Source organism: Dorea formicigenerans (genome assembly GCF_025150245.1).
Classification (GTDB): Bacteria; Bacillota; Clostridia; order Lachnospirales; family Lachnospiraceae; genus Dorea; species Dorea formicigenerans.
Genome location: NZ_CP102279.1, coordinates 2,642,778 through 2,669,152, shown reverse-complemented (window position 1 = coordinate 2,669,152; position 26,375 = coordinate 2,642,778). Strand labels below are relative to the sequence as shown.

Sequence of the window (26,375 nt, the reverse complement as noted above, 5' to 3'; positions counted from 1 at the left end):
AAATTCCTCCTTTGTAAAAGAGGTGCGGCCTTTCAGCCACACCTCAAAATAATTCTCATCTATTGCAGAGATGGTTATGCAATCATCTCCAAAAATTCAGCTTCTGTAAGAATTGGAATACCAAGGCTCTGGGCTTTTGCCAGTTTGCTGCCGGCTTTTTCCCCGCAGATCAGGTAATCGGTTTTCTTTGTTACAGAGCTGCCAGGTTTGGCACCAAGCTCCAGAATCTTATCGTTGATACCGTCTCTGGTAAAATGCTCCAGTTTCCCTGTTGCTACGATGGTACATCCTGTAAATTTGTTTTCTTTTGTCATAATGGTCTCTTCCTTTCTTTGTTCAAATGTGAATTCGTTCTGTAAGTTTTTCCATAAATCAAGATTTGCTTCATCTGCAAACCAGGAATGGATGTTGTGATTTAAGATTTCGCCAAAATCCTCTAACTGAGTGAAGTCGTAATCTCCGACAGCCGCCTGTTCAAATGCAGTTAAATTTCCGGAAAATACGGTGTCCAGAATCCGGCTTTTGGTTCTGCCGATCATAGGAATATCCATGGAAACCAGATAGCGGACAAAGCTGGTCCTCCGGCTGGCGTTGATGGATTCCCACAAGCGGTCGAAAGATTTCTCACCATATCCGTCCAGTGCCACAATATCTTCCCGGTGTTCCTCCAGATGATAGATGTCCTGAAAAGAGTGCAGATAGCCCAGATTCAGGAATTTTTCTAAAGTGGCTTCTGACAGTCCTTCGATGTTCATTGCCTTCTTGCTGGCAAAATGGACAAACCTTCTTGTGATCTGGCTGTCGCACTGCGGATTATCACAATGCAGAGTTTCTACGGTGCGACCGTCGCTGGTCTTACGGCTGTAGGTTCTGGTTTTGGAACCACAGCAAGGGCAGACCGGAGGCGTGATGTCGGTATACCTTCCACGATCCAGATTATCCTCTATATGTGGGATGATCATGTTTCGTTTGGAAACAAGAATCCGGCATCCGGGTACAAGCTCCAGATTTTTGATAAAGGTCAGATTATGAAGGGAAGCTCTGGAAACATCACAGCCGTCAATCTCCACGGTATCGAAGATGCCGACCGGAGCAATCTCTCCGAATCTGGTCGGTGTCCATTCAATTTCACGCAAGAAAGTTTCGTAGGTATCATCCTCAAACTTATAGGCGAGGCCGTCCTTATAGTGGTGTCCGGTTTTTCCGCAGCTTTTGGAGTAGCTGAGACTGTCAAAAATCATGACAATGCCATCGATAGGAAGATGTAAATTTGCTGCTGTGGATACCAATTCCTGAATGAATTTCTCCGCATATTCTTTTGAAAGTCCGGTTCCTGAAATTGAGAAAAACGGGCAGTAACCAAAGCCCAGGTGTGTTAAACCTTCTAATTTGCAGGCTCTGCTGTCCGGGAAGGGAACATCCTCCATTCCTTCTAATACATTGAACGGAAGAAAGCGAACACAACGTCCGATACAGTTCTTCGGATCAAGACTTCGTACTGATCCGGAAGCAAAATTACGTCCGTTTTTATAAGGTTTTCCATTTCCATCACGCAGAGTATCTTTCAGACGTTCAAAATCATTGGTTGGTATAAAAGACTCACCGGTAATGACCAGACGTTCTTTGTGTGGAATGGTAAGCGGTACATTTAAAAATGCCGGGATATTGTGTGTAATATCTTCCCCCACTTCACCATCTCCACGGGTAGAAGCCTGAATCAGTCTGCCATCTTCGTAAATGAGTTTGGTAGTCAAACCGTCCAGTTTCAGCATAAAGAGAACTTCCTGTCCTTTCATGAAATCTAAAAGCTCTGAAATCAGTTTTGTTTTCTCAAGCGAGAGCAGTGGAATCGGATGGGTGACTTTGGCAAGTTCACTGACCGGATAATATCCAACCGTCTGTGTCGGAGAATTTGACAGGATGAAACCAGTCTGTTCCTCCAGTTCCTTCAGTTCGTCAAAGAGTCGGTCATACTCGGCATCAGATACCAGAGGGGCATCCTGATTGTAGTAGGCATGACGGTATTCATTGAGTTGTTTTACAAGATTCTTAATTCTTTTGACTGACATAGAGTCTCCTTTCTTTTGTGGCGTGCCAGTTCCGGAATCATTTGTTTCCGTAATCCTCCTTTCCCTGCGTTCAGGCATAAAAAAAGAGAATGACGCTTATGTTCATTCTCAAAATAGATGCAGTTTCCTGCAAAATAAAAAAAGCCAGAAGTCCCTGCTGCTTGTTGGGCATAGGAAAACTCCTGACTACGTTTCAAACCTAAACTGCGTGTGATAAATCCTTTCCGGATTGACACAAATAATTGATATAAGAACAGTATAACACTAGATGTAGTATATGTCAAATGAAATAGATTCCTCAATGAAGCTTTTGCCTTATGTTGATGACAAATTTGTCGGCTACAGGAATAAAAGCGTTCAGGATTTCAGATTTGCCCTAAGCGAAGGAATTCGTAGCCAGGTATTTTTTGCCACTTTCGTGGAGAAAGTCGAAAACCAGATAAAATCAATCTCTGTCATAAATGCCTCTAAACTGTTTTTACATCGTAGTGGTTATGCAAGTTCTAAATTTAAAAATAATTTTCACGAATAACTAACTTTTCTATATGCTGAATTGTCATAAAATATAGATTATTAAATTTGAAAGCAGATTGAAGGTGATAAACATGAGAAGTTATAAACGGTATACCAGGCGAAAGAGACTTTTGAAGCAAATCGCTGTGGTTGCTTTATCTCCTAATCGGGTATTCACGAAAGAACAGATCTATCAGCATATCTATGAGGAAGCGGAGTCAGAAGTGAATAACCGAATTTACGGTCTGATTAAGAACTTGAGAAAGAAAATAGAAGAAAATCCGGAAACACCGCACTACATAGAAACGATACGTGGTGTTGGTTATCGCTTTCGGGCATAAAAGGAGCCGTCCGGCAATGGGCGGCTCGAAGTGTTTCTCTTGTTGTTTATTTATTGTTTTTTTCGTTGTATACTGATAAAACGAGGTGATAAAAGTGGCATATAGAATTTTGATCGTGGATGATGACATCGAATTATTAAAGATGTTAAAGAACTATTTTGAAATCAAACGATATGATGTAATGATGGCAGAAGATGGCACAGATGCTTTGGAAAAAATCCATAAGAAACCGGATATTATCTTGCTGGACATCAATATGCCTAAAATAGACGGATTAGAAGTATGCAGACGTATCCGGGGCAAAGTAACTTGTCCCATTATCTTCCTGACGGCAAAAGTGGAGGAGCAGGACAGGGTAAACGGGCTTTTATCCGGTGGGGATGACTATATACTGAAGCCGTTTAGTCTGAAAGAACTGGATGCTCGTATTATTGCACATTTGAAGCGTGAGGAGCGTCATAAAGGGAAGTCTGAATACAGATTCCACGGAGACCTCAGTATTGATTATGGAGCAAAGAGGGTTCAGATCGGTGAAAATGATTTGGAGCTTACGAAGCTGGAATATGCAATCATTGAGTTTTTGTCCATGAATCCAGGACAGGTTTTTGACAGGGAGCGGATATACGAAAAGGTGTGTGGTTATGATGCGGAAGGTGACAGCCGTGTTGTTACGGAACTGATCCGGAGAGTGAGAAAGAAACTGGCGGAATATACGCAGACAGAATACATTGAGACAGTATGGGGGATGGGGTATCGATGGAAAAGATAAGAAATTTATCCTTGAAAAAGACAATGGTTTTATATACGATACTCAGCTTGATTGTCACTTTTTTTCTTTCTGTGTCAATTATTGAGATTGCCGGGCAGATACAGGAGGAGGTCTGGTGGAAGTACGTGGATCAGGACGAGTATTATCAGGCAATGAATGACCGCAATGAAAATTTTGAGGTAGTGGTACCGAGACCGAATCAGAGTAAAATGAGCAGAATGGACTGGCATATTTCAGAAACCTGTGATTTCCTTCGGACGTACGGAGTATTGCTTTTTTCTTTTGCCGGATGTGGAATTGCGGTCAGCCTGTTTTACAAAAATAAATTAAAGAGACCGATTCAGGAACTGAAGATGGCATCACAGATGATTGCGGAGGAAGATCTGGATTTTCATATGGCTTATGAGAACGAGGACGAGATGGGGATGCTGTGCAGGGAATTTGAAAGGATGCGTGGGCAGTTGGAAGAAAATAACCGTAGACTTTGGCAGATGATCGAAGATGAGCGGGTACTGCGTGCAGCGATTGCCCATGATATCCGCTCGCCGCTTGCAATCATGCGGGGATATCAGGAAATGCTTTTGGAATTTGTTCCGGAAGATATGCTTGATCAAGAGAAAATGATGGAGATGTTAAGGGGCGGTATGCTTCAGATTGAACGGATGAACCATTTTATTGATAGTATGAGGAAGATGACGAAATTGGAAGAACGGGAATTAAACTGTTCCGTGGTAGATATCCGGCAGTTGATAAACCAGATAGAAGCTCTGGCAGAAGTCGTGGTGGAAAAATCAGAAAAGAATTTTACAGTGACGACAGTGAGAGAATCTGAAATACTGACTGCGGATGAGGAAATCATCATGGAAGTAGCGGATAATCTGTTGGCTAACGCATTCCGCTATGCCAATCAGGAAGTTAGGCTGAAGCTGACAGTGACACCCCAATATCTGAAAATGAGTATCAGGGATGACGGAATTGGATTTCAGGAAAATATCGACAGGGTGACACAGGCGTTTTATCATGAGAATCCACAGGATGACTTAAAGCATTTTGGAATGGGTATGTATATCAGCCGTATCTACTGCGAACGGCATGGTGGGAAACTGCTGATAAAAAATGTAGCAGATGGCGGTGCGGAAGTTGAGGCAGTGTTTAAAAATTATGTATTAGAAGAACAACAGCAGAAATAAATGGCTGTTGTTTTTTTGTTGTGATTTGTAGGCTATGCTGTTTGTAGAAAAAAGAAAGGCGGGATGACTTATGAAAGCAATCATAAAAAGGAATCTGAAAAATTATCTTAAAAATCCGATATTCTGGATCGGTTTGATTGTTGTTTTAATCAGTATGTACCAGACACTTGCACCCTATCTGTCCATTCATTACGTGAAGTCGGATGAAACCTTCAGGAAGGTAAAAATGGCCTCCGATGGGGATGTTATGGAGGGATGTATTCCGGCAACACCGGATAAGGAGAGAGAACTGTGGGAGAAAGAGATTGTAAAGATACTTCAGGACACAGAGAATGGGTTTGGCATGTCGGAAGTAGAGGCGGAGGCAGTGATATCTGAGATGAAACAGATGAAGATTACGGAGGCGTGTCAGTATCTGAAAACGGAATACCACTTTAATGGTGCCAATTATGTGTATGAGGACGTTTCATGGTATCAGGGAAGCCCGGAGGAAGTCAACCGGTATATCAGAGAAAATCTTGAGAAACATCCATTCTCCTATTATTTCGGAAGAAAATTTACAGATTTTGCAAGCCTGCATATGGCATTCTTTGCAACGGTTCTGCTGGCGTTTTTATTTTTCCAGGATATGAGGAAAAATACTTATGAATTGCTGCACACCAAACCGATGACGGCTTTTCAATATATTGCCGGGAAAATAAGCAGTGGATTTCTCATTATGACGGCGGCACTGGTCATTATGAATATCGTATTTATCATTTTGTGTTACGCCACGGCAGTAAAATCAGGATTTGCTATGAACATACTGGATTTTGTTCAGAATTCGATCCTGTATGTCCTGCCGAACATCCTGATGATCTGCTGTGTGTATGCGGTTACAGCGCTGCTGTTTAAGAATCCGCTTCCAGCGGTTCCGGCGCTGGTTCTTTATATCATTTATTCTAATATGCTGACATGGGATAGCAAAGGACAGTGTCATGCAAGACCATTCTCTATTATGGTTCGATTTCCGGGGAATTTTTTTGAAACGGAATTGCCACATCAGGTATATCTCAATCAACTGCTTCTTGTGGCAGCATCCATACTGCTCATGTTTATAGCGGTGTGGATGTGGAAAAGGAGGAGAGTATATTGAAGAAAGAAGTAAAAATATGTATGCCATATTATAAAATTGCATATTCAATCGCTTTTGTTGTGATATTGAGTGCAATCCAGCCTGTTGTATATGCGAATGAAATCGGGCAGGCAGTAGAAAGAGCTGTTTCGCTTCTGGCAGTCGTTTTCTGTGCAGATACTTATCTGGTGGAAGTGCAGAGCAAACGCTCGGAAGTATTCTGCCTTTATAATCTAAAAAAGCAGGCAGGGGTAGTTTATAAAAGACTATTTGTGCAGGTAGCTTATCTGATTGGAATCAGTTTGTTGGCATATGGACTCTTTTATTGGCAGAAACCGGTGAATCTGACAGAAGAATTAGATGGCGGTGCCTTGTTTGGAATTTATTGTATTGCGATTCCCGGAACTGTTTTGTTTTGGAGTGTGCTTTCCGTAACTGTCAGCAATCTGGTTCGAAACAGATGGATTGGTATGGGTGTCGTGCTGCTTTTCTGGTTTTTCTCTATTTCCGGAAAGGCAACTCAGTTTTTGAAAAACTGGGGACCATTTTCCTACGGAACTTGTGATTTCGGTAAGCTGACAGAGTGGAGATGGCTTGGCGGGAAGGTGCTGTGCGTGGTATTTGCGGGGATGATGCTTGCATTTGTTCCTAAGATATTAAAGAAGAGAGGGTAAGATTATGAGTATAAGAATAGACGATTTAACAGTAACATTTAAAAATGGAGTGACAGCGGTAGATCATGTGGATCTGGAAATCCCACATGGGATATTTGGTCTGTTAGGTGAAAATGGTGCAGGAAAAACAACGTTGATGCGGGTGCTTACAACGGTGCTTGCACCCACAAGTGGAAAAGTTCTGTTAGATGGTACGCTATATTGCGAAGCAAATTACGAAAAGATACAGAAAAAGATTGGGTATCTGCCACAGGAAATTGATCTGTATCCGTCTTTGACTGTTCGAGAATGTCTGGAGTATATGGGAGATCTGGCTGGAATTGAGAAAAGAGAAAGCAAGAAAAGGATTGATTACTATCTGGAGAAGACCAGTCTTGCAGACCATCAGAAAAAGAAAATGCGGCAGCTTTCAGGTGGAATGAAGCGAAGAGTTGGATTAGTGCAGGCATTACTCCATGAGCCGGATTTTTTAATTGTGGATGAACCAACAACAGGGCTCGATCCGGAGGAACGCATCCGTATCCGTAATTTACTGGTAGATTTTGCAGAAGAACGCACCGTATTATTTTCAACGCATGTGGTGGAGGATCTGATGGCAACCTGTAATCAGCTTGCGGTTATGAAAAAAGGTAGATTCCTTTATACAGGAACAATGAGGGAATTATTGAATAAGGCAAGAGGGCATGTATGGGAATGCTGTACAGAGGACGAAAGCCTTGCAAGAGAATTAGAAAGAAAATATCATATTTCCAGTAAGCAGTATACGGAGGAAGGAATTAGATTAAGACTGTTAGGGGAGAATATGCCGTCAGAAAGTGGATGTATAGCTTGTGACGTAACTTTGGAAGATGCATATATCTATGTAACCAATCGATAAACATTGTTAATGAGGAGTGAAAGCTAAATGCTAAGAAAAGCAGGTGATGTTATGGGAAAGTGATGATTCTTACCATTTCTGATTCCGAAGAGGGAATCCTGAATAAAATTAAATCAGTTCTAGCCTGCGAAAGTACGTTAGAAGTTATGGAGATTACAAATTCTGAAAAGTTGACATTCCAAGGTTTGGAAATAGACCAGCTTCAGCGGAGCGTAATCAAAGATGGTAAGGTTGTGGAACTTACCAGACATGAATATGACCTGCTTTTTTATCTGGCCTTATCCCCCAATCGGGTATTTACAAAAGAACAGATTTACCAGCATATTTATGAGGATGTGGAGTCAGAAGTGGATAACCGTGTCTATGGGTTAGTCAAGAATCTGAGAAAGAAAATAGAAGAAAATCCGGAAGAACCGCACTACATAGAAACGATACGTGGTGTAGGCTACCGTTTTCGGGCATAAAAAGAGCCGTCCGATTGGGCGGCTCGAAGTATTTAAACAGCAGTTTTCTTCACTGCCTGTTTATAGTTACCGGTAGCATCGTAATCTCCAGAGAGGAGCAGATTCTGGCGAAATTGCTCCAGTTTGATCTTGAAGCGTTTCCCATCCTCAACAGTCGTAAGCATGGTAAGAGCTTCTAGCATTCCCTGAATATATCCGGTTAGCAGGTAATATCTGCAGGGTTCTTCCGATGGTGAGATATTGGACAGGGTTTCTTCCAGATGTTCCTGACGTTCCCTGAGCCATGCATCCCAGACATCCAGTTCCAAATCAGTCATGGTGTTCCTCCTTTAAATCTGATGATAATCGTCTTTGGTGTGGAGGGGAGAAGTTTCATGCACAAGCATTTTTCTGCTCCAGATCCAAATATGGATTTGTAAATTCAAAAATAATAAGTTCATCCGCATCGAACATGAGCTCCAACTCTTTTAGTGTAGCTGCTGGATATCCGCAATCTCTGAATCGTTCTAATACGTCTGTTTCCGTTTCAAATGGTTCACCGTCTTCCAGCTTTTCTCCGATTATTAAGCCACATGGAGTCAATAGGCTTTCTTCATATAAGCGGACACAATATCGGTCAGGGAAAAATAGGTGTGCTTCATCCGTGTTATAATAAATTCGTTCTCCAGGTTCTATGCTTTGCATCACAAAGGGAACATGATATGCAGCGGCTATCGCCTGATATGCTTCATAAAGTGGAGTCCATGCTGTCTCTAAAGAAAGTAGAATATACGTATCATTCCATTCCATGTAGCTGACATTTCCACGAAGAGATATTCCGGTGGAATCTATTTTCTTGTGGGAAAATAAATTGCCAATCCAGCATAAATCAGGATTCTGGTTCAGAATGATGTAGGTTTCCAGGTCCTCCCACAAGTCATATAGTCCTTCCGGATTTCCTTCTGTATAAAAGATCACATCATCACAGCAGATATTTGCCATTACACATCCACCTCCGTTCCAAAAGTTTCACCCATATTCTGGTTGGAAACCGTAAGGTTTACAGGGGATAAGGTGCCAGAGGCAAGCCATTGTTCGATTGCATCAATTACCTGCTCCAGCGTGTCGTTATAAGCCACATTGCAGTCTTCCAGTCGGAGAAACTGCAGGTATGCTTCATGAAGAAGGCTTGGATCATCACGCAGCGTTTCATATGGAAGGTTGCAGAGTCCGATTCTTTCCTCCAGACGTTCCATGGAGCGGCGGATGAAGTCGCAGGAAATAAATTGTTCCCGGTAGATGTTATAAGCAGCTTCAAGCTGGTCATAGGTCAAAATAAATGAGACTTTCTCGCAAGGATTAGATGGTTGTTCTTTCATGGTAAATTCCTCCATTCATACTATGATTGGCTGGTGGTACGGATTCTCTTTGTTCGGGAGTAAGATGTACCAGTAGTTTCCAGCGCAGGTCGATTTCTCGGTGAATCCAGGTATCATTTTCATAAACTTCATGTGTCAAAAAATTGTAAATTGTCGGTTCTTTTTCTATATCATCCAGATCTGCGACCAGACAAGTTGCCTGATTCACATAGGGCCAGAGTGCCTGTTCGACCATATGGCGTAGTTCCAGTATCAGAGGATATATCTGTCCTACATCATAGGTTTTGGACATGCAGGAGCTGATTTTCTTCAGCATCCCGGAAGTTTGTATCATCTGGTTGATGACGGTACATTGTTCCTCCACATCTGCATCCGGATTCAGGACCAGCCGGTGGAGCAGCACAGATTTTGCATAGGCAGAAGCGGTCAGGTTGATGTTTCTGACCAGTTCTTCATACGGCTGCTTATACTGTGTCTTCAGCACTTCCAGAGGCACATGTTCCCGGTTCTTCTTTAAGGTGGAGAGGAGCCCCGAAAGGCAGCTCTCCAGTTCTTCCATTCTTGTCAAGCACACATCGCCTCCAGCTCCATCGGAACACGGGTGTAGCTGAGACGGTAAATACTGTTGCAGGTCTCAAATACCACACCGTTTTCGGATACTTCCAGAATACTCTGCACCGGACTGGTAGCAAAGGTCTGGTTATAACTATAGATCCACGCCCGTTCTCCCAGATGGAGGGGCAGGGACAGGATTCCGGTGAGGACATATTCTTTCTTTTGGGTGGTGTGTAAGGTTATATTTGTATTCTTCATTGATTTCACGCTCCTTTCCTTACTTAATTTTGTTTGCAATTACGGCAGCGACCAGTTTAGCGCATCCCAATTCCATCTCGGATAAATGCTGTCCGGTTCTGGAACAGAGAAGAAGTGCCAGCGGCTCTCTGTCTTCCCTTAAAATCGGGAAAAAAGCACAAACCGGTTGACGGGTGTTGGATACCGGGTAGACAGGGCAGTTCTCAGCAGAGATCAGTTCCTGGCCGTCCGCAACCAATTCGGCGAGTTCTTCTGTAACGGGAGTGCCTTCCGGAAGATAGATGCCCGCAGATACGAGTATGTGAGCCTCACTGCAAATTGCGATACCACAGTGGATGACACTGTAGAGGACGGAAAGATAGGAAGCCATTTCCTCTTTTCCGTTTAAGTGGGTAGGGCATTTGCGTAAAAGCAGCTCCATTCCCACATTTTCCAGTTCCAGTGCATCTCCGTCTGAGAGCTTCATTTGTTTCCGGATTTCTGCAGGGATGACGATACGCCCCTGAGAGTCCATGGTCCGGATGAGTGCAATATTCATAACTAAAGTCTCCTTTCTTAAAAAGAGGAGAAGCAGTAAAGTACCGCTTCTCTTCTGAAAATTTAGGCAGCGTAAGGCGGAGCCTGTGCTGTCTGTTGCATTTGACTGTTCTGCTGGTCTGCCAGCATCCGTTTTCCGTTATTGATCAGTGATGCAGCAATCACCGTTTCCCAGTTGGAAATATAGGAATCCGTCCGCTTCAGAAGCGTGAACAGATCCATGTCGGTAAGCTGGATGGCTGTCGTCTTTTCGGACTGGAAGCTGCGTGGCTGCATGTAGGAACCACCGTTCTTATTCTGTGCTTTGATGCCTTTCCCATTTACAATCTGGATTTTCCATGGGCTTTTCATAGGCTGCCCTTTGGAATCATAGGGATGTCTGGAGATATAAAACATCTGGGCTGTGGAATAACCGTTCTGATCGGGATTGCCGTAGATCTTGCTCTGGCTCCATTCAAATTCCTGAAAACCGGAAGTGATCCGGGTTAAGAGGAACTGGATCTGTTCCGGTGCCAGGTTGAAACGGGTGATGATATTCCGGTCTCCGGTACCGTTGGAATAATCCTGAATGGTGATGCAGATTAAAGAATGTACTTTATGCCCGTTTTCCTGATATTCCCCTTTGGCATGTAGCTGTGCATAGTTGCCGAGTGGTGCGTAGCGGAGCCGGTCATAAAAGGCAATGAGTGCCCGGTCATTCTGGATCTTGCAGATCTGGTCGGTAATCCGGTTTTGATAAGTTTCATTCATGAGTATTCACCTTCCTTTATTTGAGATGCTGTTTGACAAGCTGTGCCATATTCTTTGGAAGCTCTTCCAGTTTCGTGATATCCAGGAATCCGTCCTTGTAAATCCTGCGGATATTTTCCTTATCGTCACCAATGGCAGCCGCAAACAGGATGACATCCCGTTTTTCGTATTCTTTCTTGATGCCCCGCAGATCTGCCTCTGCTTCCGTTCCGCTGTAGCCGTAATCGGCTGGCTGACCGTCAGAAATCAGGATCAGCAGCTTCTGAAGCTCCGGGCGTGTGCACAAATGCTCTGCTACGAAGCGGAGAGCTGCGCCGTCCCGGTTCCCGTTGCGGTCGCACATATCCATCAGCCGGTAACAGTCCTCATTGTCCACAGAATCAAATTCTGCATAGGAGTAAAGAGCAACGCCGCCTGCATCCGTGGAATGCCCGTAAATGGTGATAGGGATACCGAGGCTTTTACAGAAATCATAAAGGACAATGGCAGTCTTTCTTGCATGTGTCATCCGGTCACCCCAACCCATCGAACCACTCTCGTCAATCAGGAGGGCAACAGCCAGACGTTTTTCCTCTCCTGGAAGTCTGGTTCTGGTAAAGATGGTTCCGTCTGTCTTATAGAGAGCATGGGAGTCCAGACGTTTTCCAAACAGGAGATTCTTCTGCTTTCCGCCTTGCTGTTCTTCTTTCAAAAGCGGCAGGATGGTGCTTTGCAGCTTTTTGGAAGCCCGCAGGAGCGGGGGAGCAACTGTCTGGTATTCATTCTTCAGGTAATCGGAAACACTGGTCAGGCGATGGATGGTAACATGGATGCCTGCATGGGCATTGCCGTAATGAATATCATTGGCTGTTTTCTGCAGTTCCTCGGTCAGTTCCGTCTGACAGTCTTCCTGCACCTTTTCTGCAGCCACATCGTTCAAGATCCGGAACAGATCCTCTGCAGCATGCTCATAGCCGCTGCCCTGATACTGACTGACATAAGTGACGCCGGGGTTGTTTTCATCCAGAATGGTATTGGTCTTTGTAAGAGCGATGCGCCCGCCTTCTTCCGAAAGCACCTGTTTGGCTTCCTCTATAGCATCCTCTTTGGTACGTGGACCGGAAGGAGCATTGCCCTCATCATTCCCGCTTCCTTTTGGGGAAGCTGGTTTGATATTCTTTGGAATGGCACCGCTTTTTCCGGTCGGAAGAGGAGCGCCGCTGCTGACTTCATCCCCTAGAAGATCTTCCAGAGCATCGGCAGCGGAATCCTCGCCATGCATTTCCAATTCCTCCCGTGTTTTTTCGATGAGCGGCTGGATATAGTTCCAGGTCAGGGCTAAGAGCGCATTGGAAACCAGCATCCGGTCAGTGCCTTTTTCCGATTCCATTGCCGTATCCAGAAGATCGGTACAATCGGAAATGGTATCCAGATAATCCCCCTGATAGCCGGTGGGATTGTTGATGTTTCCGGTCCGGCAATAGGAAAGGATCAGGTTGGCAATGATGGAAAATGGCTGGTATTCTTTGTCAATTTGTTCCTGTATGGAAGGAATCTGTTCGGACATACGCAGGTTATTGAGTTCAATCCCCTGTCGGAAGGTGCCGTGGAATTCCTCACACATACGGTCTTCAATATGGATGTCTTCCAGAATGTTTTGAAAAGTTGCGGCGCATCGTGCCAGTGTCAGGCATCCGGCTTTGTCCTTTTCTTCTAACACTTCTTTGATCTCCTCCAGTGCTGTCTGATAAGCTGGAAGGGATAGCTCCGGCTCCTTCGGATAGAAGGAACCGTTTTCCAGACTCCTCAGATGAACAGCGTGGGCTGTGAAATCAGAATAGAGTAAGTGCCCCACTTCATGCCCGGTGAGCCCTGTCAGGCTCTGGGAACGTAAGAAACGGGTGGGGAAAGACTGGGTGATCGGGTTCGCTGCGTTGAGATGTACCTTATAATTGTCGGTATATGCAACGCCTGCCTGTTCGGAAATGTCCCAGTCCAGCAGTACCTGCAGTCCATACCGGTAACGTCCGGTAACGGCTCTGGCAAGGGAGGTCTGGTACTTCTGATAGGCAGCGGAGAGGAATAACTCCTCATCCGCAATGGAATCCTCTTTTGCCCGGATTAGTTTCTTTAAATTTCTTTGGCTGTGATTCACGTGATATTCTTCCTTTCTTTTCTTAGATTTTTTGTCAGCAGTTCCTCCATCGTGCAGCCGTAATACACAGCAAGGCGAAGGACGGCATAAGCCATCGGGGAGGAGTTTGCATTTTCATAATTCATAATGGTTTTCGGGGGAAGATTTAAGATTCTGGCAACTGCCTTTTGTGATAACTTCGGTGTTTTGGCTTGCCGGAGATAAGACAGATTATCTGCCAGATGCTTTCGGATCTGGGCTTCTGTGAGTGCTGCTTTTCTCATAGGCGTGTCCTACGCAGCAAGCACAGTATCCAGACAGCTTTCTTCCACTTCCGTACGGTTCTCAGCATCGGCAGAGGCAGAGGCAAGCACCGTGTAACGGGCCGCTTCCCGGATATCCCCGCAGACCATGTAGGACTGCACCCAGGAAATCAGCTCCCTCATGCCACAGCAGCCATCTGTAATGAGATTTTCCCGGCAGTAGACAGCCATGGATTTGACAATGCGTGTCATCAGACGTACCGTTTTTGCATCCTTGCATCCGGTAACAGCCATGGCACGTTCTACCTGTGTATCCTCATCCGGTTCATCCAGATCAATCACAAGGTTCATTCGGGAAATGACAGACTGGTTCATCTGTTTACAGCCTGCATAGTCATTGTTTGTGGTGATTACGATGGTCGTATCCGGATGACGGTGGATGGTTTCTCCGTTTGGAAGATATACGCTGTTACAGCGGTCTAAAAGGGAGTTAAGTCCAACCAGTACACCGGGATTAGCAATGACCGTAGGCTCCTGTATCTCAAGAATATACCCATAGCGGATGGCTTCGACTAGAGGCGTATCCACATACTGGAAGTTCTGTCCGGAGGTGTGTTCCTTATAATAGCTGTGCATTTCATCAAAAATCGTATCGATCAGCTTCTGGTAGGTGTCCTCGGCAGAAATTTCTTCATCATAGTTTCCGGTCAGCTTCTGATAGGCACCGGAGGGATCTAACTGGATTTCCTGAAAAGACGGGTACTGCCGCTGAAGCCGGGTGCGTTTTCCGTCCACATCCGGAAGAATCTGACCTAAAAGGTCGAATACCTCTGTATTTGCGGAACAGGTAATGCAGCGGTAAGGAAGGTGAAGTGCGGAAGCAATGGCTTTGGCTCCTTCGGTCTTTCCGGTACCTGCCGGTCCCCGTAAAAGAAAATTCCGCATCGGCTGTGTGGTATCCGTTGTCAGTTTTGCGTGTTCGCAGATCCGTTTGATTTCCGGAGGGATGATGTACCACTCTGCCAATGTCGGAACAGATACCTCCTCTTCCGGAGACAGCCTTCGGGATGCGGTCAGGATAAATTTCCCAACAAAATCATCTCTGGAAATGGCTGCCTGTGCTTTCTTAAATCCACTTCCTGGACGTAACACCTGAAAGTCTCCATGGAGCACTTCGGTTGGTGCATAGACCCCCTTCTGGATATTTAACGGTTTGATCAGCGACAATACGCCGTTTGCCGGAAGGTCAATCTTAACACCACCGGTCGGGAGACCTGATGCATAGCGGGTTCTCCGGTAAATGTTGTCGCAGAGAACGGCTGCTGTTTCCGCAGCGGCGTCCAGATCGGGATAACCGTTGTCCCGGTGCGCTTTTAATTCCTGATACTTTTCATTACACTCTTCATCTGCCAGAAAAACCGGCATCAGTGCGAACAGCAGAGCCGCACCGGACTGTTTGGAGTCTTTAAATTCGTATTTTTCCGGTGTGCTTTCCACATCCGGCGGAGGAGTATAGCAGCCTCCGTAAAACTTTCCGTTTAGCTGGTTGTAGACAACCACCTGAAGATCACCGGTTTTGCTCGGATATTCCGCCACAACAAAATTGTTGGATTGGGTACCGACCGCCCCAAGCTTTTCCGGCGGGGTACTGCCAACCGGGTTTTCCAGCTCCAGATAAGCAAGGACTGCCCGCAGGGTAGCTGCATGAAGCGTGGATTTTTTCCGTGGCTGAGTACAGTATTTGGATGCAATGTCATCAAAGATTGCATGGTCCGTATAATCCTCAAATGGTTCCGGGAGTTTGCGTTTGAACCCCCAGGTTGCTACGATGTTATTTGCCATGATTCGTTCCTCCTTCTTATGAGATCCAGGACAGTTCCAGTGCCTGCTCGGTCTCTTCTGTGGTCAATTCATCTTCAGTAAAAATCTCCGTCAATTCGCCCCAGTAATCTTTGGGCGGGAAATGTTCCAGCTTTCCCCGGACTTCCGGTTCAGTGCCGTTCAGAATATAGACATCTCCCTGCTCGTTGATAAACAGCTTTTCATAGCCCCTTGCCTGTAAGTCACCGACCAATTCCATCAGTAGCGGTTTCCCAATCAGGGAATACCATGATTTGGGATTAACGGCTGGTCTGGAATCCGGATTTCCTTCTGACGGTTCCTTTTTATGTAAGGATTCAATGGTCATCATCTGAAGCGTCAGACTGCCACGGGCATCCATGAGAATTTCCGCAAAATTATAACTTCCGGTATTCCGTGTGCGAATCCGTAATGGTTCCCCATCCAGTATCTGGGAGAGCGGTGGTTCTTTCACAAAATCCCATGTGGCATCCGGGAAGGCTTCCTTGAGCTTTCCGGTAATCTGGAATTTGATCTGTCTCCAGAGAATGGTTTCCAGATCAGGTGTTCCTTCCAGATGACGAGTTCTTTCTGGGCGTTTTCGTAGCTTATGCTCCCTGTTTTTCAGGCGTTCCGTGAAAAGCGGGAGAAGATAACTGAACAGCGTGACTCCGATACCGATCAGGGCAATGCCTGCAATCAGAAGCCGGTTGGCATCCTGTGGTACGAAAAGTGCTGCAAGAAACAGTACAAGCACGACAAACTGTAAGAATTTTTTTCGATTTGATTTTTTCATGAGCTGATTCCTTTCTGATTCATGATTCTTAGACAAGCCCGGAAGCTGGATGGGAAATCGCCGCTTCCGGACATGAAAAAGAGGAACTGCATCATCACAAAGATGATAAATGCAATTCCTCAACATAGGGTTCCTTGAGAGTTAATAGGGCAACTGGGATGCCATCTGTTCCGGCACATTTTGAAAGCCGTCAGTTGGCTGACTGCCCGGCATACCTCCGTAATTTGGCATTCCGGTATAACTGCCCTGCGGCGGGTAGCTGCTCTGTGGCTGACCGGTTCCGTTTGGCGGAGCCTGATACTGTCCGCCATTTGCAGGAGGCGTGTAGGCACCGTTAGCAGGAGCCATTCCCTGCTGTGGATAGCCGCCAGGCATTGCCTGATTCTGGTAGCTGCCATTGGGATTTCCCTGCATTGGGTAGCTGCCATTGCCGGCTGCACCGGGCGTTGCCGCACCACCATTCGGCTGGCTGTTCTGGTTTGCACCCGGATGTCCGGTATTGCTGTCAGAACGGTTGGATGGTACAAAGTGCCAGTCCTTGACATTGATCCTCGGACCGGCATTTGCCTGCCCCGCATTCTTTCCTTTCTGATAAATGAACGGATGAAGCTCCAGATCACCATAGATCATCAGCCCGGTTCCTTTCTTTACGCCTGCTTTTGCTAAGCGTTCTGCAAGGAACTTGTTAAAATAGCACTGATAGTAAATGGTTTCTTCCTTTCCATCCTGGCCTCGCTGTGAAACTGCAATGTCCAGAGAAACATATTCCGTACCGGAATTTTTTCCTTGCTGCATCTCAGGATCTCTTGTGGCCCTCCCTAAAATTGTTAAAATTGCTGACATAAAAATTCTCCTTTCTGCCTCTTTGGGCGTTAAAATAGATTAAAATAAAAAAAGTGCCATTATAGCACCGTATAAAACGGCAGTATAATGACACGATTTTCCAAACTTAAACTGCATATGCTTCTGGATGAATGGTCCAGACTCCCATGACGGGACAGCACAAAAACTTAAATACAAGATTATATTAACACAAGATATAGCATATGTCAAAAGAATTAGAACTATATATAGCATATGTAGACGAGGTGGAAGGATAATATCAAAAGAATTTTGGACATAGTTATAAAAGTGCAATATAATATTGTTTAAATCGGAAAATGGAAGGATGAGAAAAATGGAGCAGAAAAACAGAATTCTGATTGTAGAAGACGATACGGATATCAATAATCTTTTATATACGGCATTACAGAAAGCAGGGTATGAGACGGTACAGGCTTTTTCCGGGACGGAAGCGAGGATGCTGTTCCAGATGGATAAGGCGGGCTTTTCTTTGATTCTATTGGATCTGATGCTTCCGGGAATTTCAGGAGAAGAGGTGCTTGCCCAGATTCGGAAACAGGGCAATACGCCGGTTATTGTCCTGACAGCCAAAGACGGATTGGATGAAAAAATCGGGCTTCTTACCAGTGGGGCAGATGATTACATTACAAAACCGTTTGAGATACAGGAGGTGCTTGCCCGGATTCAGGTTCAGCTCCGCCATATGCAGCAGGAGCCGGAACATAAAAGCGTGTCATATAAAAACCTGGAACTGGACCGTGAGCGCTTTGAAGTCCGGATTGCCGGAGTGCTGCTTCCCAAAATTACAAAGCAGGAATTTGCAATTCTGGAGCTTTTACTGGAGCATCCGAAACAGGTCTTCAGCAAAGAAGAGATTTTTGAATATGCGTGGGATGAACACTATATGGGAGAGACAAAGACACTGGATGTACATATCAGCAATATCCGGAAAAAGATAAAAGCAGTAACGCAGGAGGAATATATTGATACCGTATGGGGAATCGGCTACCGTCTGCATTCTTAATCTTTACTCTTTTTTTACTATTTATTTGCGTTTGATTAGGATTTATCCGATATGATAACAGCAGATAAGAAAAGGAGATGAAAGCATTGAGTGAATTGTTATTAAGTACAAATGGATTGACGAAGCAGTATGGTCATCATAAGGCAGTGGATAAAGTAAACCTTCACATAAAAAAGGGTGCTATCTATGGATTTATCGGACGGAACGGTGCGGGAAAGACGACTTGCCTGAAGATGATCAGTGGACTTGCAAGACCGACAGCCGGAGAGATTGAGATGTTCGGGTGTAAAGGAAAAGAACTGGAGAGGATTCGTTCTCGTGTGGGGTGTCTGATTGAAGCACCGGGGCTGTATGGCAACATGAATGCATATACAAACCTGAAAATAAAATGTGAATTGTTTGGTATTCGGAAAAAGGGATACATCGAAGATATCTTAGAGACGGTCGGACTGGAAGGTGTCGGAAAGAAAAAAACGAAACATTTTTCCCTTGGAATGAAGCAGCGTCTCGGAATCGGGCTGGCACTGGTCGGGGAGCCGGATCTCCTGGTCCTTGATGAACCGATCAATGGGCTTGATCCCCAGGGAATTGCAGAGGTGCGTGATACCATACAGAGACTGCGAGATGAACGGAATATGACGATTTTGACATCCAGTCATATTTTAGAGGAATTATCTAAGATTGCAACGGATTATGGAATTATCCATAATGGAAGTCTTCTGCAGGAGCTGACAAGCGAAGAACTGATGAAACGCTGCAGTGAACGGATTGAAATAGAGTTAATCCATCCGGAGCAGGCAGTCCCGATTCTGGACAGAATGGGATTTACCAACTATCAGGTTACAGATAAGAGCCATATCCATATATTTGAACGATTGAATGAAAGCGCCAATGTCAATATGGAACTGGCAAAAGCAGGAATTTTGGTCAATGGAATTTCCATTACCAGTGAAGAACTGGAAACCTATTTCTTGAATCTGACAGGAGGGAATCAAAATGCTTAATATGATAAAAATGGATCTGTACCGGATGGTCCGGACAAAAAGTATGTATGTGGTATGGATTGTGATGGCGGCAGCTATATTCTTCTCCACATCCATGTCGAAACTGGATATTGATACGATGAACAAGGAAGCGGAACAACAGCAGACAGAAAACATTGCAGAAACAGTGAAACCAGAAACCATCAATATGGGAATGTCCGTATTCCTGCCGACACAGCCGGGAGAAAAAGTAACGGTCTTTGATCAGGTATATGCAAACCTGCAGGCGAAGTTTGTGGCGTTGTTTCTGGTGATTTTTACAGTGCTGTTTTCCAGTGCAGATATAGGAAGCGGTTATATTAAAAATATCGGCGGGCAGGTAAGGAGCCGGAGAAACCTGATCTTTTCCAAAGCTTCCGTGTTGTTTGTGTATACGACTGTTACCATGCTGCTTTATTTCATCATTCAGATTATTGCACAGCAGATGTACTTCGGATATCTGGAGTGGGGGAATGGAAGCGAGTTGCTGAGATACTTTGGTATTCAGATTTTGCTTCATTATGCACTGGTACTAATCAGTATGGCGATTGCGGTGGTTTTGAACAGCAACGTGTTCAGCATGACGATTGTTATCTGCCTGTGCATGAATACCATGATTGTCTTATACGGAGTGATCAATCATTTGATCCAGAAGGCAGGTGTGGAGAATTTCCAGATTTTGAAATATACAGTGACAGGAAAGATTGCACTTTTATCCATGTCACCGACCAATAAGGAATGCCTGACGGCAGTTGTGATTGCGGCGGCGTTCGGAATCGTGGTTACATTACTGACAGCATGGGTATTCAGAAAGAGAGATATCTAAATGATAAAACTAGGGTTCGTGCTATTGATAGCAGTGATACTGGTACAAGGAATGTTATTTTGGAAATACCAGCGGCAGGTGAAAGACATCTGCCGCCAGTTGTCGTTTCTGATGAAGCACGACAGCAACATGCTGATTACCAGAGAAATGGATTTTGGAGGCATTGGTGAGTTGGCAGATGTTTTAAACGAATGGCTGGAACTGAAGCGAAGGGAAAAGAAGGAATACTTGAAGAAAGAGGAGATGATTTCGGATACATATACAAATCTCTCACATGATATCCGTACTCCTTTGACATCCCTTGACGGATATTTTCAGTTAATGGAAACCTGTGAAGACCAGGAAGAGCAGAGACGGTATATGAAGATCATACAGGAGAGAATCGGCAGCCTGAAAGAAATGCTGGAAGAATTATTTACTTTTACAAAACTTAAAAACGATTCTTTTCATCTGGAAATGTCATCCTGCTGTATCAACAAGATTTTGAAAGATACCATATTTTCCTACTACGATGAATGGACGGGCAGAGGAATTGAACCGGAGATACAGATTACAGATAAACTGCTGTTTATGAACGGAAATGAACAGGGAATCCAGAGAATTTTTCAGAATATCATAAAAAACGGACTGGATCACGGGGAGAAGAAAATCAGTATTTCACTGGAAGAAGTTGAAAACAACATCCGGATACAGATAAAAAATCAAGTATGTCATGTGGAAAAAATAAATGTAGATCAGGTGTTTGAACGGTTTTATAAAGCGGATGAAGCACGCAGTAAGACTTCCAGCGGTCTCGGCTTATCAATTGCGAAAGAGCTGGTACTTCGTATGGATGGGAAAATCAGCGCCCGGATAGAAGGGAATGAGTTCTGTGTGGAGATTGTGTTTCCAAAATAAAAGGAAAAATTTATATTAAAGCAAGTGAAAATGGGGAATGACTTTATATAGGTTTCATGGTAGAATTACAGTAGAAAGAGAAGAGTCACTCAGTCATTTGTTGTATGAAAGGATGAGTATAATGTATAAAGTAGAACTTAAATTTGATACAAGCAAGCTCGCTCCGGAAACGGTAAATCAGATGTGTGAACAGGCAGATCAGATTTTTGAGCAGGAGGATTTAAGCTGTGCAGTCAAAGCCCTTGGAAGCAGGATTTATCTTGACCGGGGACGCAAGCAGGACTATGGAAGATTCTGGGCAGCAATCTTTCAGTTGAAAAACTCCGTAGGAATTGCAGAGAATTTGTTAGAGTGTTTCTGGTATAACGGAACAGAAAAGGAGAACCTGATTACAGACTTTATAAGGAACTAACAGATGGACAGCTTACAGAGGAAAGGCATCAATTTTGACCTGAATACACAAGCACTAAAGGAATATTATCCGAAAGGTGACTGGCATAATGCATATGCGGATGTAAGGGACTTTTTTGAAGCAAACGGATTTGAGCATATTCAGGGATCGGGATATCATTCGGTGGAAGCAATGTCAGAAGCAAAAGCCATGGCAGTTATTTATCAGATGACAAAAGAATTTCCATGGCTCAATTATTGTGTGAATGTGTGTACCATATCAGATGTACCGGAACTGTTTGATATCTCGCATGTATTTGCCAGAGAAGCGGAACGGTTGGAAAAGAAAAATGCATGATTTGACAAATTATTTCCAATATGTTATATTCATCTCAAGCAAAAAAGGGAGTAGCTGAACGCCTTGAAAGAGGTGGTTTTGTAACCGACAACCGGTATCGAGAGATACCCGTAGCAAATGAGATAGCAAGACTTTTATTGTGGCAGAGGTCATGATAGGAGTCTTTTTTTATTATGAAATATAGAAAATCTGCCGCAATAGTCTGCTAAAAAGAAAGAGAGGATAAACGATGAGTAACGAAATGATGAAACGGGAAATGCAGGAAGCAGTACAGGCAGGGGAGCGGGCGCTTCAGAGCCTTTACGCAGCAAGGGATAAGTTGGGAAGTGCGAGAAACTGGGGCATTTTTGATATGCTTGGAGGAGGCTTTATCAGTGACTTTGTGAAGCATTCTAAAATGAATGACGCAGCTGCGTTGATGGAACAGGCGAAAAGCGATATTCAGCGTTTTCAGAGAGAATTAAGAGATGTGCAGGTTTCCTTGGATCTGCGCATGGAAATCGGCAGCTTCCTTTCCTTTGCGGATTTCTTTCTGGACGGGCTGGTGGCAGATTATATGGTGCAGAGCAAGATTGCAGATGCAAGAGAACAGGTGGATGATGCCATCAACCGGATAGAAAAGATACTTGCTGATGTGAAAAATCGGATGAATGGGGAGGTGTAGCATATGGGATGCCTGGGAAATGTGTTGTGGTTTGTGTTTGGCGGCGCAGTCAGTGGGCTGAGCTGGTGTCTGGCAGGTTGTCTCTGGTGTATTACCGTTGTGGGGATTCCGGTGGGGATGCAGTGTTTTAAATTTGCGGCGCTTAGTTTTTTCCCCTTTGGAAAAGAGGTGCAGTATGGTGGCGGAGCTGGTTCGTTCCTTTTGAATATCATCTGGCTGATTGTATCCGGTCTGCCTCTTGCACTGGAGCATCTGGCGTTGGGTACAGCTTTATGTGTGACGATTATCGGAATCCCGTTTGGTTTACAGCAGTTTAAACTGGCGAAACTGGCATTGATGCCGTTTGGTGCGGAGGTGTATTAAGATGCGATTATTTGATAAAAGGACACCGCTTCAGAAGGAGTGGGAAAAGCTGGAAGTACAGGAGCAGAGATTCCTTCAGAAGCGTTCAGAGAAAAGGGAGAGCATTCTGAATCAGAAACTGGAGGAAAAGATACCGCCGAAACTTCAGAAAACATTGGATACCGCTTTTGCGAAGGCATTTGCTCTGATTTTCGAGAAAGGAACCGGGGTTATTGAAAAGACGTATCAGCGGACAAAACTGGAGCAGGATTATCAGGTGCGGCAGTATATGGCGGATGTAAAGCAGAATTCCAAATCCCTCCGCTCTTTTTCTAAAAAGGCAAGAGATACGGGAACAAAGAATTTACTGCTATCCGGTGTGTCTGGAATCGGGATGGGCGTATTGGGAATCGGTCTGCCGGATATTCCGGTATTTACAGGGATGATTTTAAAGAATATTTATGAGACTGCTCTGCAGTATGGATACAGCTATGAAAGCAGGGAAGAAAAATATTTTATCTTATTATTGATCCGGGGAGCAGTATCCTATGGGGATACACTTTGTGAGATTGACGGGAAAGTAAATGAATTTATCAGAAACGGAATACTGCCGGAAGAGTATCAGGATAAGGAGCAGATCGAACAAACGGCGGGAGCTTTGTCAAAAGAGCTTCTGTATATGAAGTTCTTACAGGGAATTCCGGTGGTTGGTGCTGTAGGCGGAGCTTATGATGCAGTCTACATGAAACGGATCACAGAGTATGCAGAGCTGAAATACCGGCACAGGTATCTGGCGGGGCGGAAAAAGGCAGAGAATGGACAATTATGTAAAAGGTGTAAAAGTTATAGAGATATATGATGCCGCAAATAAGGAATTGCTGGTAAAGTATGATGATAAGCATAATATAGACAAGGTTATTTCTGCTTTAAATATAAAATCATGGAAAGAGACAGAAAAAAGCATAGGTATGAACCCTAAATATACCATAAAATTTTATTGCGATACTACGAACCAAGATGAAGAAAAAGATATAAAAGAAATTACCCTTTATGAAAATGGGGAATATGCTACGATTTTTATTACTTCTCCTGGCGGAGTAAAACAAAACTATAAAACGAGCATTGATATTTCTGAATTGGTTATCTAATAATATTTGTGTAATGAGAATGAAAATCTAATTCTTTCAAGTTTAACTAAGACATTCCCGGAGCAAATGCTCATGGCATTGAAGCGGATACAAACACTATTGTTTGATAGAAATAAGAGAGGTTATTTATAATAAAATGAGCCGCCAGAACTGTAGGGGTGATGCAGTACGGGCGGCTCATTTTCTATCTAAACGGATGTATCCGGAAGTTCCGGCAGTTGATCGGTGAGTTCTTCATATCCGAGAATATCTCCGGCACATGGCATCGATTGCCCTGTTCCCTGCTGTGGTTTCCGGAAGTACAGCCGATACCGATGTCCCTCTAGGAGTTTGATATTCTTTTCCAGTGAGAAGGCGTATTCCTTTCCGTTATCACTGGCAAACCAATATTGCTGGTTTTTCCCGAAGAGTGTCTGTTCCCGTTTCGTGCAGCTTACGTCCAGTGACAGATAAGCATGTGTATGGATCAGGTGGTAGAAACTGAGTGCACGCAAGATGCTGCAGATTCCGATGAGGAGGCTCATGAGGATAAAGAGCCGGTCATGGGTGGCGATCCCGAAGATGCACCCAAAAAGTACACAGAAAAAGCCGATTGCACTGATGGCAACCAGCTTTGTGAAAAATGGTTTTGGCATAAGGTTCCTTCCTTTAACATGTATGAAATGTGATTTGTTTATTCAGGTACAAATTAGCAATAGCCTGCAGCACTGGATACTGGGTATGGTGAATCTGGACATCATCCACAAGTGTTTGGTAAGTTGTCTCCGGTTCTGTGTATAACTCATCCATAATATCCGATTCGTTGTGGATTACTTTTTCCTGCTCCATACTTGTGACAAGCTCAGCGGTCGTGAGGGATACCTTATCAGCCAGCTTCAGAATGGTATCTTCCATCGGTGAAGAGGGTTTCTTCTTTAAATATCTGCCAAACTCTTTTGCACCAATAGTTCCTTCCAGATAAAGCTGAACGCAGCCAAAGAGCCGGATGGGAAAGGTATCCTTCAAGGGAATAATGGTCAGACTGCCGAGAAGGCGATATAAGGCATCCACCCCTGTCAGTCCAATTCCGCTTACAACCAGACCGCGTAAGGAAAGTCGGTTCAGATAGTGTTGGAAGGATAAGCCTTTCGGACCTTCTTTCTGTATCTGGCGCAGGGTATAGGCATCCTGGAGTTCATGGAGCGTCAGAATCTGGAAGGCAAGACAGCTCCAGAGCAGCAGCTCGTCATCCGATAGTCCATATTCTTGTCCATCGTTGATTACAAGAGGAATGGATTTTCCGCCTGTCGTTTTTTGAAATTTTAAGGTTCCGACAGCAGTATAAAGTGTCAGCATAAAAGTTCCCTCCTTCAAGGTTAAGTCAGAAGTGCATAGAGTGCATCATCCTGCTGTAATAGTTTCCGTGCTTTGCTCTGCCATGCCCGTACACGATTGGCTGGTACTTGGTAGTGTTTTGCCAAGTCAAAGCTGGTATATCCCTGCTGTTGCAGATAGAGGGCTACAATTCCCTTCTGAATAGTTGAGGACTGTCCGGTGCCAAGCTGGGTTAAATGCTCAAGAAGCAAGGTCTGGTTTGTGTCCTTTTCCGGGTGAGTTGTTTGTGTATCCTCGTAGGAAAACAAATCACGATAATGGAGATGTTCATCTTCAGATGATGCTTCGTCCAGAGAACAGAGCATGGAGCGGTCACGGGCAATTTTCCGCCAGTAGTCAAAGATGGCATGACGGATGATAGTTTTGGCATAAGGCTGGAATGATCTTCCTTCCTCAAATCCGACAGCCGACCGGCACAAAGCCAGATATCCAATCTGACATAATTCCTGTTGTTCTTCCTCAGTTACATAGGCAGCGGTGCGGGTCATGGAACGAATCATGATCGGAACCAGATCCATGGATTTTTCCACCAGTTGTTTTTGCTTTTTATTTAGTGGTAAGGTCATCATCAATCACCGCCTTTCAGCTGGCTGCCCGGAGGCGGAAGGGAATATGGTTGTTCTTTAAAACATCTGCGGATTCCCGAATGAGCTGGTCGCACATATAGTTGCTGAACTGTCCGATGTGAGCCTGCTTATCTGTCAGACAGAACTTATCTGCCACCCAGCGATATGCTTCCGGTTTGGAAAGGATGCCCTGTTGCCAGATCTGATCGAAAATTCGATGTGCCTGAATCCGCTTTTGACGAAGCTCCCGGTTGGCGAGCGTTCCTTTTGGTATCTTGGTTCCCGGATGTACCCCGACATAGGAATTGCAGGATGGATAGTGGGAGCAGACATAAACCTGTCCGCCATGAGAATGCGTTCCATATACAAAGGATGCATCTCTTAATATTGCTGTTCCGCCGCAGTAAGGGCAGCGGATGATTTTTGGTTTCTTCATCTGTT

General features: G+C 44.4%; 35 protein-coding genes. 18 read left to right on the top strand and 17 right to left on the bottom strand.

Features of this window, described 5'->3' with window-relative positions:
• Positions 1-74: 74 nt before the first annotated feature.
• Positions 75-2,069 (bottom strand): NAD-dependent DNA ligase LigA, encoded by a 1,995-nt coding sequence (ligA, locus tag NQ560_RS12970; protein ID WP_040015507.1) that lies wholly within the window; start codon positions 2,067-2,069, stop codon positions 75-77.
• A 277-nt stretch (positions 2,070-2,346) separates the two neighbouring features.
• Between ligA and NQ560_RS12965 the strand changes: the two genes are divergently transcribed.
• The 8 genes from NQ560_RS12965 to NQ560_RS12930 all read left to right on the top strand — a co-directional run bounded on the left by NQ560_RS12965 (position 2,347) and on the right by NQ560_RS12930 (position 8,011).
• Positions 2,347-2,601, top strand: a complete 255-nt coding sequence (locus NQ560_RS12965) for a hypothetical protein (protein WP_005333435.1) — start codon at positions 2,347-2,349, stop codon at positions 2,599-2,601.
• Between the two features lie 73 nt (positions 2,602-2,674).
• Entirely contained in the window at positions 2,675-2,923 is a 249-nt protein-coding gene (locus NQ560_RS12960) for a winged helix-turn-helix domain-containing protein (RefSeq protein WP_005333437.1), read from the top strand.
• A gap of 94 nt (positions 2,924-3,017) precedes the next feature.
• Positions 3,018-3,692, top strand: coding sequence for a response regulator transcription factor (locus NQ560_RS12955; RefSeq protein ID WP_023921570.1), 675 nt, complete (start codon positions 3,018-3,020; stop codon positions 3,690-3,692).
• Entirely contained in the window at positions 3,680-4,882 is a 1,203-nt protein-coding gene (locus NQ560_RS12950; protein WP_005333442.1) for a HAMP domain-containing sensor histidine kinase, read from the top strand. The genes NQ560_RS12955 and NQ560_RS12950 overlap by 13 nt, the downstream gene beginning before the upstream one ends.
• Before the next feature lie 70 nt (positions 4,883-4,952).
• Complete coding sequence (locus NQ560_RS12945) at positions 4,953-6,017, top strand: ABC transporter permease (protein ID WP_005333443.1); 1,065 nt, start codon at positions 4,953-4,955, stop codon at positions 6,015-6,017.
• Positions 6,014-6,670, top strand: a complete 657-nt coding sequence (locus NQ560_RS12940) for a hypothetical protein (RefSeq protein WP_022415113.1) — start codon at positions 6,014-6,016, stop codon at positions 6,668-6,670. The genes NQ560_RS12945 and NQ560_RS12940 overlap by 4 nt, the downstream gene beginning before the upstream one ends.
• A 4-nt stretch (positions 6,671-6,674) precedes the next feature.
• Complete coding sequence (locus NQ560_RS12935) at positions 6,675-7,547, top strand: ABC transporter ATP-binding protein (protein ID WP_005333452.1); 873 nt, start codon at positions 6,675-6,677, stop codon at positions 7,545-7,547.
• A gap of 62 nt (positions 7,548-7,609) precedes the next feature.
• Positions 7,610-8,011: a winged helix-turn-helix domain-containing protein gene (locus tag NQ560_RS12930; RefSeq protein ID WP_005333454.1), complete on the top strand. Its 402-nt coding sequence runs from the start codon at positions 7,610-7,612 to the stop codon at positions 8,009-8,011.
• 32 nt (positions 8,012-8,043) lie between these two features.
• On the opposite strand, the gene NQ560_RS12925 is transcribed toward NQ560_RS12930, so the two are convergent.
• The 12 genes from NQ560_RS12925 to NQ560_RS12870 form a co-directional block, all read right to left on the bottom strand.
• Positions 8,044-8,328 (bottom strand): hypothetical protein, encoded by a 285-nt coding sequence (locus NQ560_RS12925; protein WP_005333456.1) that lies wholly within the window; start codon positions 8,326-8,328, stop codon positions 8,044-8,046.
• Positions 8,329-8,383: 55 nt separating this feature from the next.
• Entirely contained in the window at positions 8,384-8,992 is a 609-nt protein-coding gene (locus tag NQ560_RS12920) for a hypothetical protein (protein ID WP_005333458.1), read from the bottom strand.
• Positions 8,992-9,369, bottom strand: coding sequence for a hypothetical protein (locus NQ560_RS12915; RefSeq protein WP_005333460.1), 378 nt, complete (start codon positions 9,367-9,369; stop codon positions 8,992-8,994). Before NQ560_RS12915 ends, NQ560_RS12920 begins: the two co-directional genes overlap by 1 nt.
• Positions 9,350-9,928, bottom strand: a complete 579-nt coding sequence (locus NQ560_RS12910) for a hypothetical protein (protein WP_005333462.1) — start codon at positions 9,926-9,928, stop codon at positions 9,350-9,352. The genes NQ560_RS12915 and NQ560_RS12910 overlap by 20 nt, the downstream gene beginning before the upstream one ends.
• Positions 9,929-9,933: 5 nt before the next feature.
• Positions 9,934-10,182, bottom strand: coding sequence for a hypothetical protein (locus tag NQ560_RS12905; RefSeq protein WP_005333464.1), 249 nt, complete (start codon positions 10,180-10,182; stop codon positions 9,934-9,936).
• 19 nt (positions 10,183-10,201) lie between these two features.
• Positions 10,202-10,720, bottom strand: coding sequence for an AbrB/MazE/SpoVT family DNA-binding domain-containing protein (locus NQ560_RS12900; RefSeq protein WP_005333466.1), 519 nt, complete (start codon positions 10,718-10,720; stop codon positions 10,202-10,204).
• Positions 10,721-10,782: 62 nt separating this feature from the next.
• A complete protein-coding gene (locus tag NQ560_RS12895) occupies positions 10,783-11,469 on the bottom strand; it encodes a hypothetical protein (RefSeq protein ID WP_005333468.1) in 687 nt (228 codons plus the stop codon).
• 16 nt (positions 11,470-11,485) lie between these two features.
• Positions 11,486-13,603: a vWA domain-containing protein gene (locus NQ560_RS12890; protein WP_005333469.1), complete on the bottom strand. Its 2,118-nt coding sequence runs from the start codon at positions 13,601-13,603 to the stop codon at positions 11,486-11,488.
• Entirely contained in the window at positions 13,600-13,866 is a 267-nt protein-coding gene (locus NQ560_RS12885) for a helix-turn-helix domain-containing protein (RefSeq protein WP_005333471.1), read from the bottom strand. Before NQ560_RS12885 ends, NQ560_RS12890 begins: the two co-directional genes overlap by 4 nt.
• A 9-nt stretch (positions 13,867-13,875) precedes the next feature.
• Positions 13,876-15,687: an AAA family ATPase gene (locus NQ560_RS12880; RefSeq protein WP_005333473.1), complete on the bottom strand. Its 1,812-nt coding sequence runs from the start codon at positions 15,685-15,687 to the stop codon at positions 13,876-13,878.
• Positions 15,688-15,703: 16 nt separating this feature from the next.
• Positions 15,704-16,480: a hypothetical protein gene (locus NQ560_RS12875; protein ID WP_022415111.1), complete on the bottom strand. Its 777-nt coding sequence runs from the start codon at positions 16,478-16,480 to the stop codon at positions 15,704-15,706.
• 141 nt (positions 16,481-16,621) lie between these two features.
• On the bottom strand, positions 16,622-17,323 hold the full coding sequence (locus NQ560_RS12870) for a single-stranded DNA-binding protein (RefSeq protein ID WP_005333477.1): 702 nt from the start codon (positions 17,321-17,323) through the stop codon (positions 16,622-16,624).
• Positions 17,324-17,648: 325 nt separating this feature from the next.
• Here NQ560_RS12870 and NQ560_RS12865 point away from each other — a divergent pair, with 325 nt between their 5' ends.
• The 10 genes from NQ560_RS12865 to NQ560_RS12820 all read left to right on the top strand — a co-directional run bounded on the left by NQ560_RS12865 (position 17,649) and on the right by NQ560_RS12820 (position 23,994).
• Positions 17,649-18,347 carry a response regulator transcription factor gene (locus tag NQ560_RS12865; RefSeq protein WP_005333481.1) on the top strand — a complete coding sequence of 233 codons (699 nt, stop codon included), beginning with the start codon at positions 17,649-17,651 and terminating at the stop codon, positions 18,345-18,347.
• Between the two features lie 77 nt (positions 18,348-18,424).
• On the top strand, positions 18,425-19,351 hold the full coding sequence (locus tag NQ560_RS12860; protein WP_005333483.1) for an ABC transporter ATP-binding protein: 927 nt from the start codon (positions 18,425-18,427) through the stop codon (positions 19,349-19,351).
• Positions 19,344-20,195 (top strand): ABC transporter permease, encoded by an 852-nt coding sequence (locus NQ560_RS12855; RefSeq protein WP_005333484.1) that lies wholly within the window; start codon positions 19,344-19,346, stop codon positions 20,193-20,195. The genes NQ560_RS12860 and NQ560_RS12855 overlap by 8 nt, the downstream gene beginning before the upstream one ends.
• Positions 20,196-21,092, top strand: a complete 897-nt coding sequence (locus NQ560_RS12850; RefSeq protein WP_005333486.1) for a sensor histidine kinase — start codon at positions 20,196-20,198, stop codon at positions 21,090-21,092. It abuts the gene before it with no gap.
• A gap of 121 nt (positions 21,093-21,213) precedes the next feature.
• Positions 21,214-21,504 carry a hypothetical protein gene (locus tag NQ560_RS12845; RefSeq protein ID WP_022415108.1) on the top strand — a complete coding sequence of 97 codons (291 nt, stop codon included), beginning with the start codon at positions 21,214-21,216 and terminating at the stop codon, positions 21,502-21,504.
• A gap of 3 nt (positions 21,505-21,507) precedes the next feature.
• Positions 21,508-21,840 carry a hypothetical protein gene (locus NQ560_RS12840; RefSeq protein ID WP_005333489.1) on the top strand — a complete coding sequence of 111 codons (333 nt, stop codon included), beginning with the start codon at positions 21,508-21,510 and terminating at the stop codon, positions 21,838-21,840.
• A gap of 229 nt (positions 21,841-22,069) precedes the next feature.
• The gene (locus NQ560_RS12835; RefSeq protein WP_005333491.1) at positions 22,070-22,504 is read left to right on the top strand and encodes a hypothetical protein; all 435 of its coding nucleotides are present in this window, start codon (positions 22,070-22,072) and stop codon (positions 22,502-22,504) included.
• Between the two features lie 3 nt (positions 22,505-22,507).
• The gene (locus NQ560_RS12830; protein ID WP_005333494.1) at positions 22,508-22,867 is read left to right on the top strand and encodes a YccF domain-containing protein; all 360 of its coding nucleotides are present in this window, start codon (positions 22,508-22,510) and stop codon (positions 22,865-22,867) included.
• Between the two features lies 1 nt (position 22,868).
• Positions 22,869-23,705: an EcsC family protein gene (locus NQ560_RS12825; RefSeq protein ID WP_005333496.1), complete on the top strand. Its 837-nt coding sequence runs from the start codon at positions 22,869-22,871 to the stop codon at positions 23,703-23,705.
• Positions 23,662-23,994, top strand: a complete 333-nt coding sequence (locus NQ560_RS12820) for a DUF5301 domain-containing protein (RefSeq protein ID WP_005333498.1) — start codon at positions 23,662-23,664, stop codon at positions 23,992-23,994. The genes NQ560_RS12825 and NQ560_RS12820 overlap by 44 nt, the downstream gene beginning before the upstream one ends.
• Positions 23,995-24,182: 188 nt before the next feature.
• Here NQ560_RS12820 and NQ560_RS12815 read toward each other — a convergent pair whose 3' ends face one another.
• From NQ560_RS12815 to NQ560_RS12800, 4 genes are read right to left on the bottom strand one after another with little or no spacing between them, the layout of a single operon-like run.
• The gene (locus tag NQ560_RS12815) at positions 24,183-24,629 is read right to left on the bottom strand and encodes a hypothetical protein (protein ID WP_005333500.1); all 447 of its coding nucleotides are present in this window, start codon (positions 24,627-24,629) and stop codon (positions 24,183-24,185) included.
• A gap of 13 nt (positions 24,630-24,642) precedes the next feature.
• Positions 24,643-25,329 carry a hypothetical protein gene (locus NQ560_RS12810; protein WP_005333502.1) on the bottom strand — a complete coding sequence of 229 codons (687 nt, stop codon included), beginning with the start codon at positions 25,327-25,329 and terminating at the stop codon, positions 24,643-24,645.
• Between the two features lie 20 nt (positions 25,330-25,349).
• The gene (locus NQ560_RS12805) at positions 25,350-25,937 is read right to left on the bottom strand and encodes a sigma-70 family RNA polymerase sigma factor (RefSeq protein WP_005333504.1); all 588 of its coding nucleotides are present in this window, start codon (positions 25,935-25,937) and stop codon (positions 25,350-25,352) included.
• Positions 25,938-25,950: 13 nt separating this feature from the next.
• Complete coding sequence (locus tag NQ560_RS12800; protein WP_005333505.1) at positions 25,951-26,370, bottom strand: DUF3268 family zinc-finger domain-containing protein; 420 nt, start codon at positions 26,368-26,370, stop codon at positions 25,951-25,953.
• Positions 26,371-26,375: the final 5 nt, after the last annotated feature.

Bases quoted from the DNA above. Each gene is read 5' to 3' on its own strand.
- ligA (WP_040015507.1), bottom strand. From the start codon at position 2,069: ATGTCAGTCAAAAGAATTAAGAATCTTGTAAAACAACTCAATGAATAC.
- NQ560_RS12965 (WP_005333435.1), top strand. From the start codon at position 2,347: ATGTCAAATGAAATAGATTCCTCAATGAAGCTTTTGCCTTATGTTGAT.
- NQ560_RS12960 (WP_005333437.1), top strand. From the start codon at position 2,675: ATGAGAAGTTATAAACGGTATACCAGGCGAAAGAGACTTTTGAAGCAA.
- NQ560_RS12950 (WP_005333442.1), top strand. From the start codon at position 3,680: ATGGAAAAGATAAGAAATTTATCCTTGAAAAAGACAATGGTTTTATAT.
- NQ560_RS12945 (WP_005333443.1), top strand. From the start codon at position 4,953: ATGAAAGCAATCATAAAAAGGAATCTGAAAAATTATCTTAAAAATCCG.
- NQ560_RS12935 (WP_005333452.1), top strand. From the start codon at position 6,675: ATGAGTATAAGAATAGACGATTTAACAGTAACATTTAAAAATGGAGTG.
- NQ560_RS12930 (WP_005333454.1), top strand. From the start codon at position 7,610: ATGATTCTTACCATTTCTGATTCCGAAGAGGGAATCCTGAATAAAATT.
- NQ560_RS12925 (WP_005333456.1), bottom strand. From the start codon at position 8,328: ATGACTGATTTGGAACTGGATGTCTGGGATGCATGGCTCAGGGAACGT.
- NQ560_RS12920 (WP_005333458.1), bottom strand. From the start codon at position 8,992: ATGGCAAATATCTGCTGTGATGATGTGATCTTTTATACAGAAGGAAAT.
- NQ560_RS12915 (WP_005333460.1), bottom strand. From the start codon at position 9,369: ATGAAAGAACAACCATCTAATCCTTGCGAGAAAGTCTCATTTATTTTG.
- NQ560_RS12910 (WP_005333462.1), bottom strand. From the start codon at position 9,928: ATGGAAGAACTGGAGAGCTGCCTTTCGGGGCTCCTCTCCACCTTAAAG.
- NQ560_RS12905 (WP_005333464.1), bottom strand. From the start codon at position 10,182: ATGAAGAATACAAATATAACCTTACACACCACCCAAAAGAAAGAATAT.
- NQ560_RS12900 (WP_005333466.1), bottom strand. From the start codon at position 10,720: ATGAATATTGCACTCATCCGGACCATGGACTCTCAGGGGCGTATCGTC.
- NQ560_RS12895 (WP_005333468.1), bottom strand. From the start codon at position 11,469: ATGAATGAAACTTATCAAAACCGGATTACCGACCAGATCTGCAAGATC.
- NQ560_RS12885 (WP_005333471.1), bottom strand. From the start codon at position 13,866: ATGAGAAAAGCAGCACTCACAGAAGCCCAGATCCGAAAGCATCTGGCA.
- NQ560_RS12880 (WP_005333473.1), bottom strand. From the start codon at position 15,687: ATGGCAAATAACATCGTAGCAACCTGGGGGTTCAAACGCAAACTCCCG.
- NQ560_RS12875 (WP_022415111.1), bottom strand. From the start codon at position 16,480: ATGAAAAAATCAAATCGAAAAAAATTCTTACAGTTTGTCGTGCTTGTA.
- NQ560_RS12870 (WP_005333477.1), bottom strand. From the start codon at position 17,323: ATGTCAGCAATTTTAACAATTTTAGGGAGGGCCACAAGAGATCCTGAG.
- NQ560_RS12865 (WP_005333481.1), top strand. From the start codon at position 17,649: ATGAGAAAAATGGAGCAGAAAAACAGAATTCTGATTGTAGAAGACGAT.
- NQ560_RS12860 (WP_005333483.1), top strand. From the start codon at position 18,425: ATGAAAGCATTGAGTGAATTGTTATTAAGTACAAATGGATTGACGAAG.
- NQ560_RS12855 (WP_005333484.1), top strand. From the start codon at position 19,344: ATGCTTAATATGATAAAAATGGATCTGTACCGGATGGTCCGGACAAAA.
- NQ560_RS12850 (WP_005333486.1), top strand. From the start codon at position 20,196: ATGATAAAACTAGGGTTCGTGCTATTGATAGCAGTGATACTGGTACAA.
- NQ560_RS12845 (WP_022415108.1), top strand. From the start codon at position 21,214: ATGTATAAAGTAGAACTTAAATTTGATACAAGCAAGCTCGCTCCGGAA.
- NQ560_RS12840 (WP_005333489.1), top strand. From the start codon at position 21,508: ATGGACAGCTTACAGAGGAAAGGCATCAATTTTGACCTGAATACACAA.
- NQ560_RS12835 (WP_005333491.1), top strand. From the start codon at position 22,070: ATGAGTAACGAAATGATGAAACGGGAAATGCAGGAAGCAGTACAGGCA.
- NQ560_RS12830 (WP_005333494.1), top strand. From the start codon at position 22,508: ATGGGATGCCTGGGAAATGTGTTGTGGTTTGTGTTTGGCGGCGCAGTC.
- NQ560_RS12825 (WP_005333496.1), top strand. From the start codon at position 22,869: ATGCGATTATTTGATAAAAGGACACCGCTTCAGAAGGAGTGGGAAAAG.
- NQ560_RS12820 (WP_005333498.1), top strand. From the start codon at position 23,662: ATGGACAATTATGTAAAAGGTGTAAAAGTTATAGAGATATATGATGCC.
- NQ560_RS12815 (WP_005333500.1), bottom strand. From the start codon at position 24,629: ATGCCAAAACCATTTTTCACAAAGCTGGTTGCCATCAGTGCAATCGGC.
- NQ560_RS12810 (WP_005333502.1), bottom strand. From the start codon at position 25,329: ATGCTGACACTTTATACTGCTGTCGGAACCTTAAAATTTCAAAAAACG.
- NQ560_RS12805 (WP_005333504.1), bottom strand. From the start codon at position 25,937: ATGATGACCTTACCACTAAATAAAAAGCAAAAACAACTGGTGGAAAAA.
- NQ560_RS12800 (WP_005333505.1), bottom strand. From the start codon at position 26,370: ATGAAGAAACCAAAAATCATCCGCTGCCCTTACTGCGGCGGAACAGCA.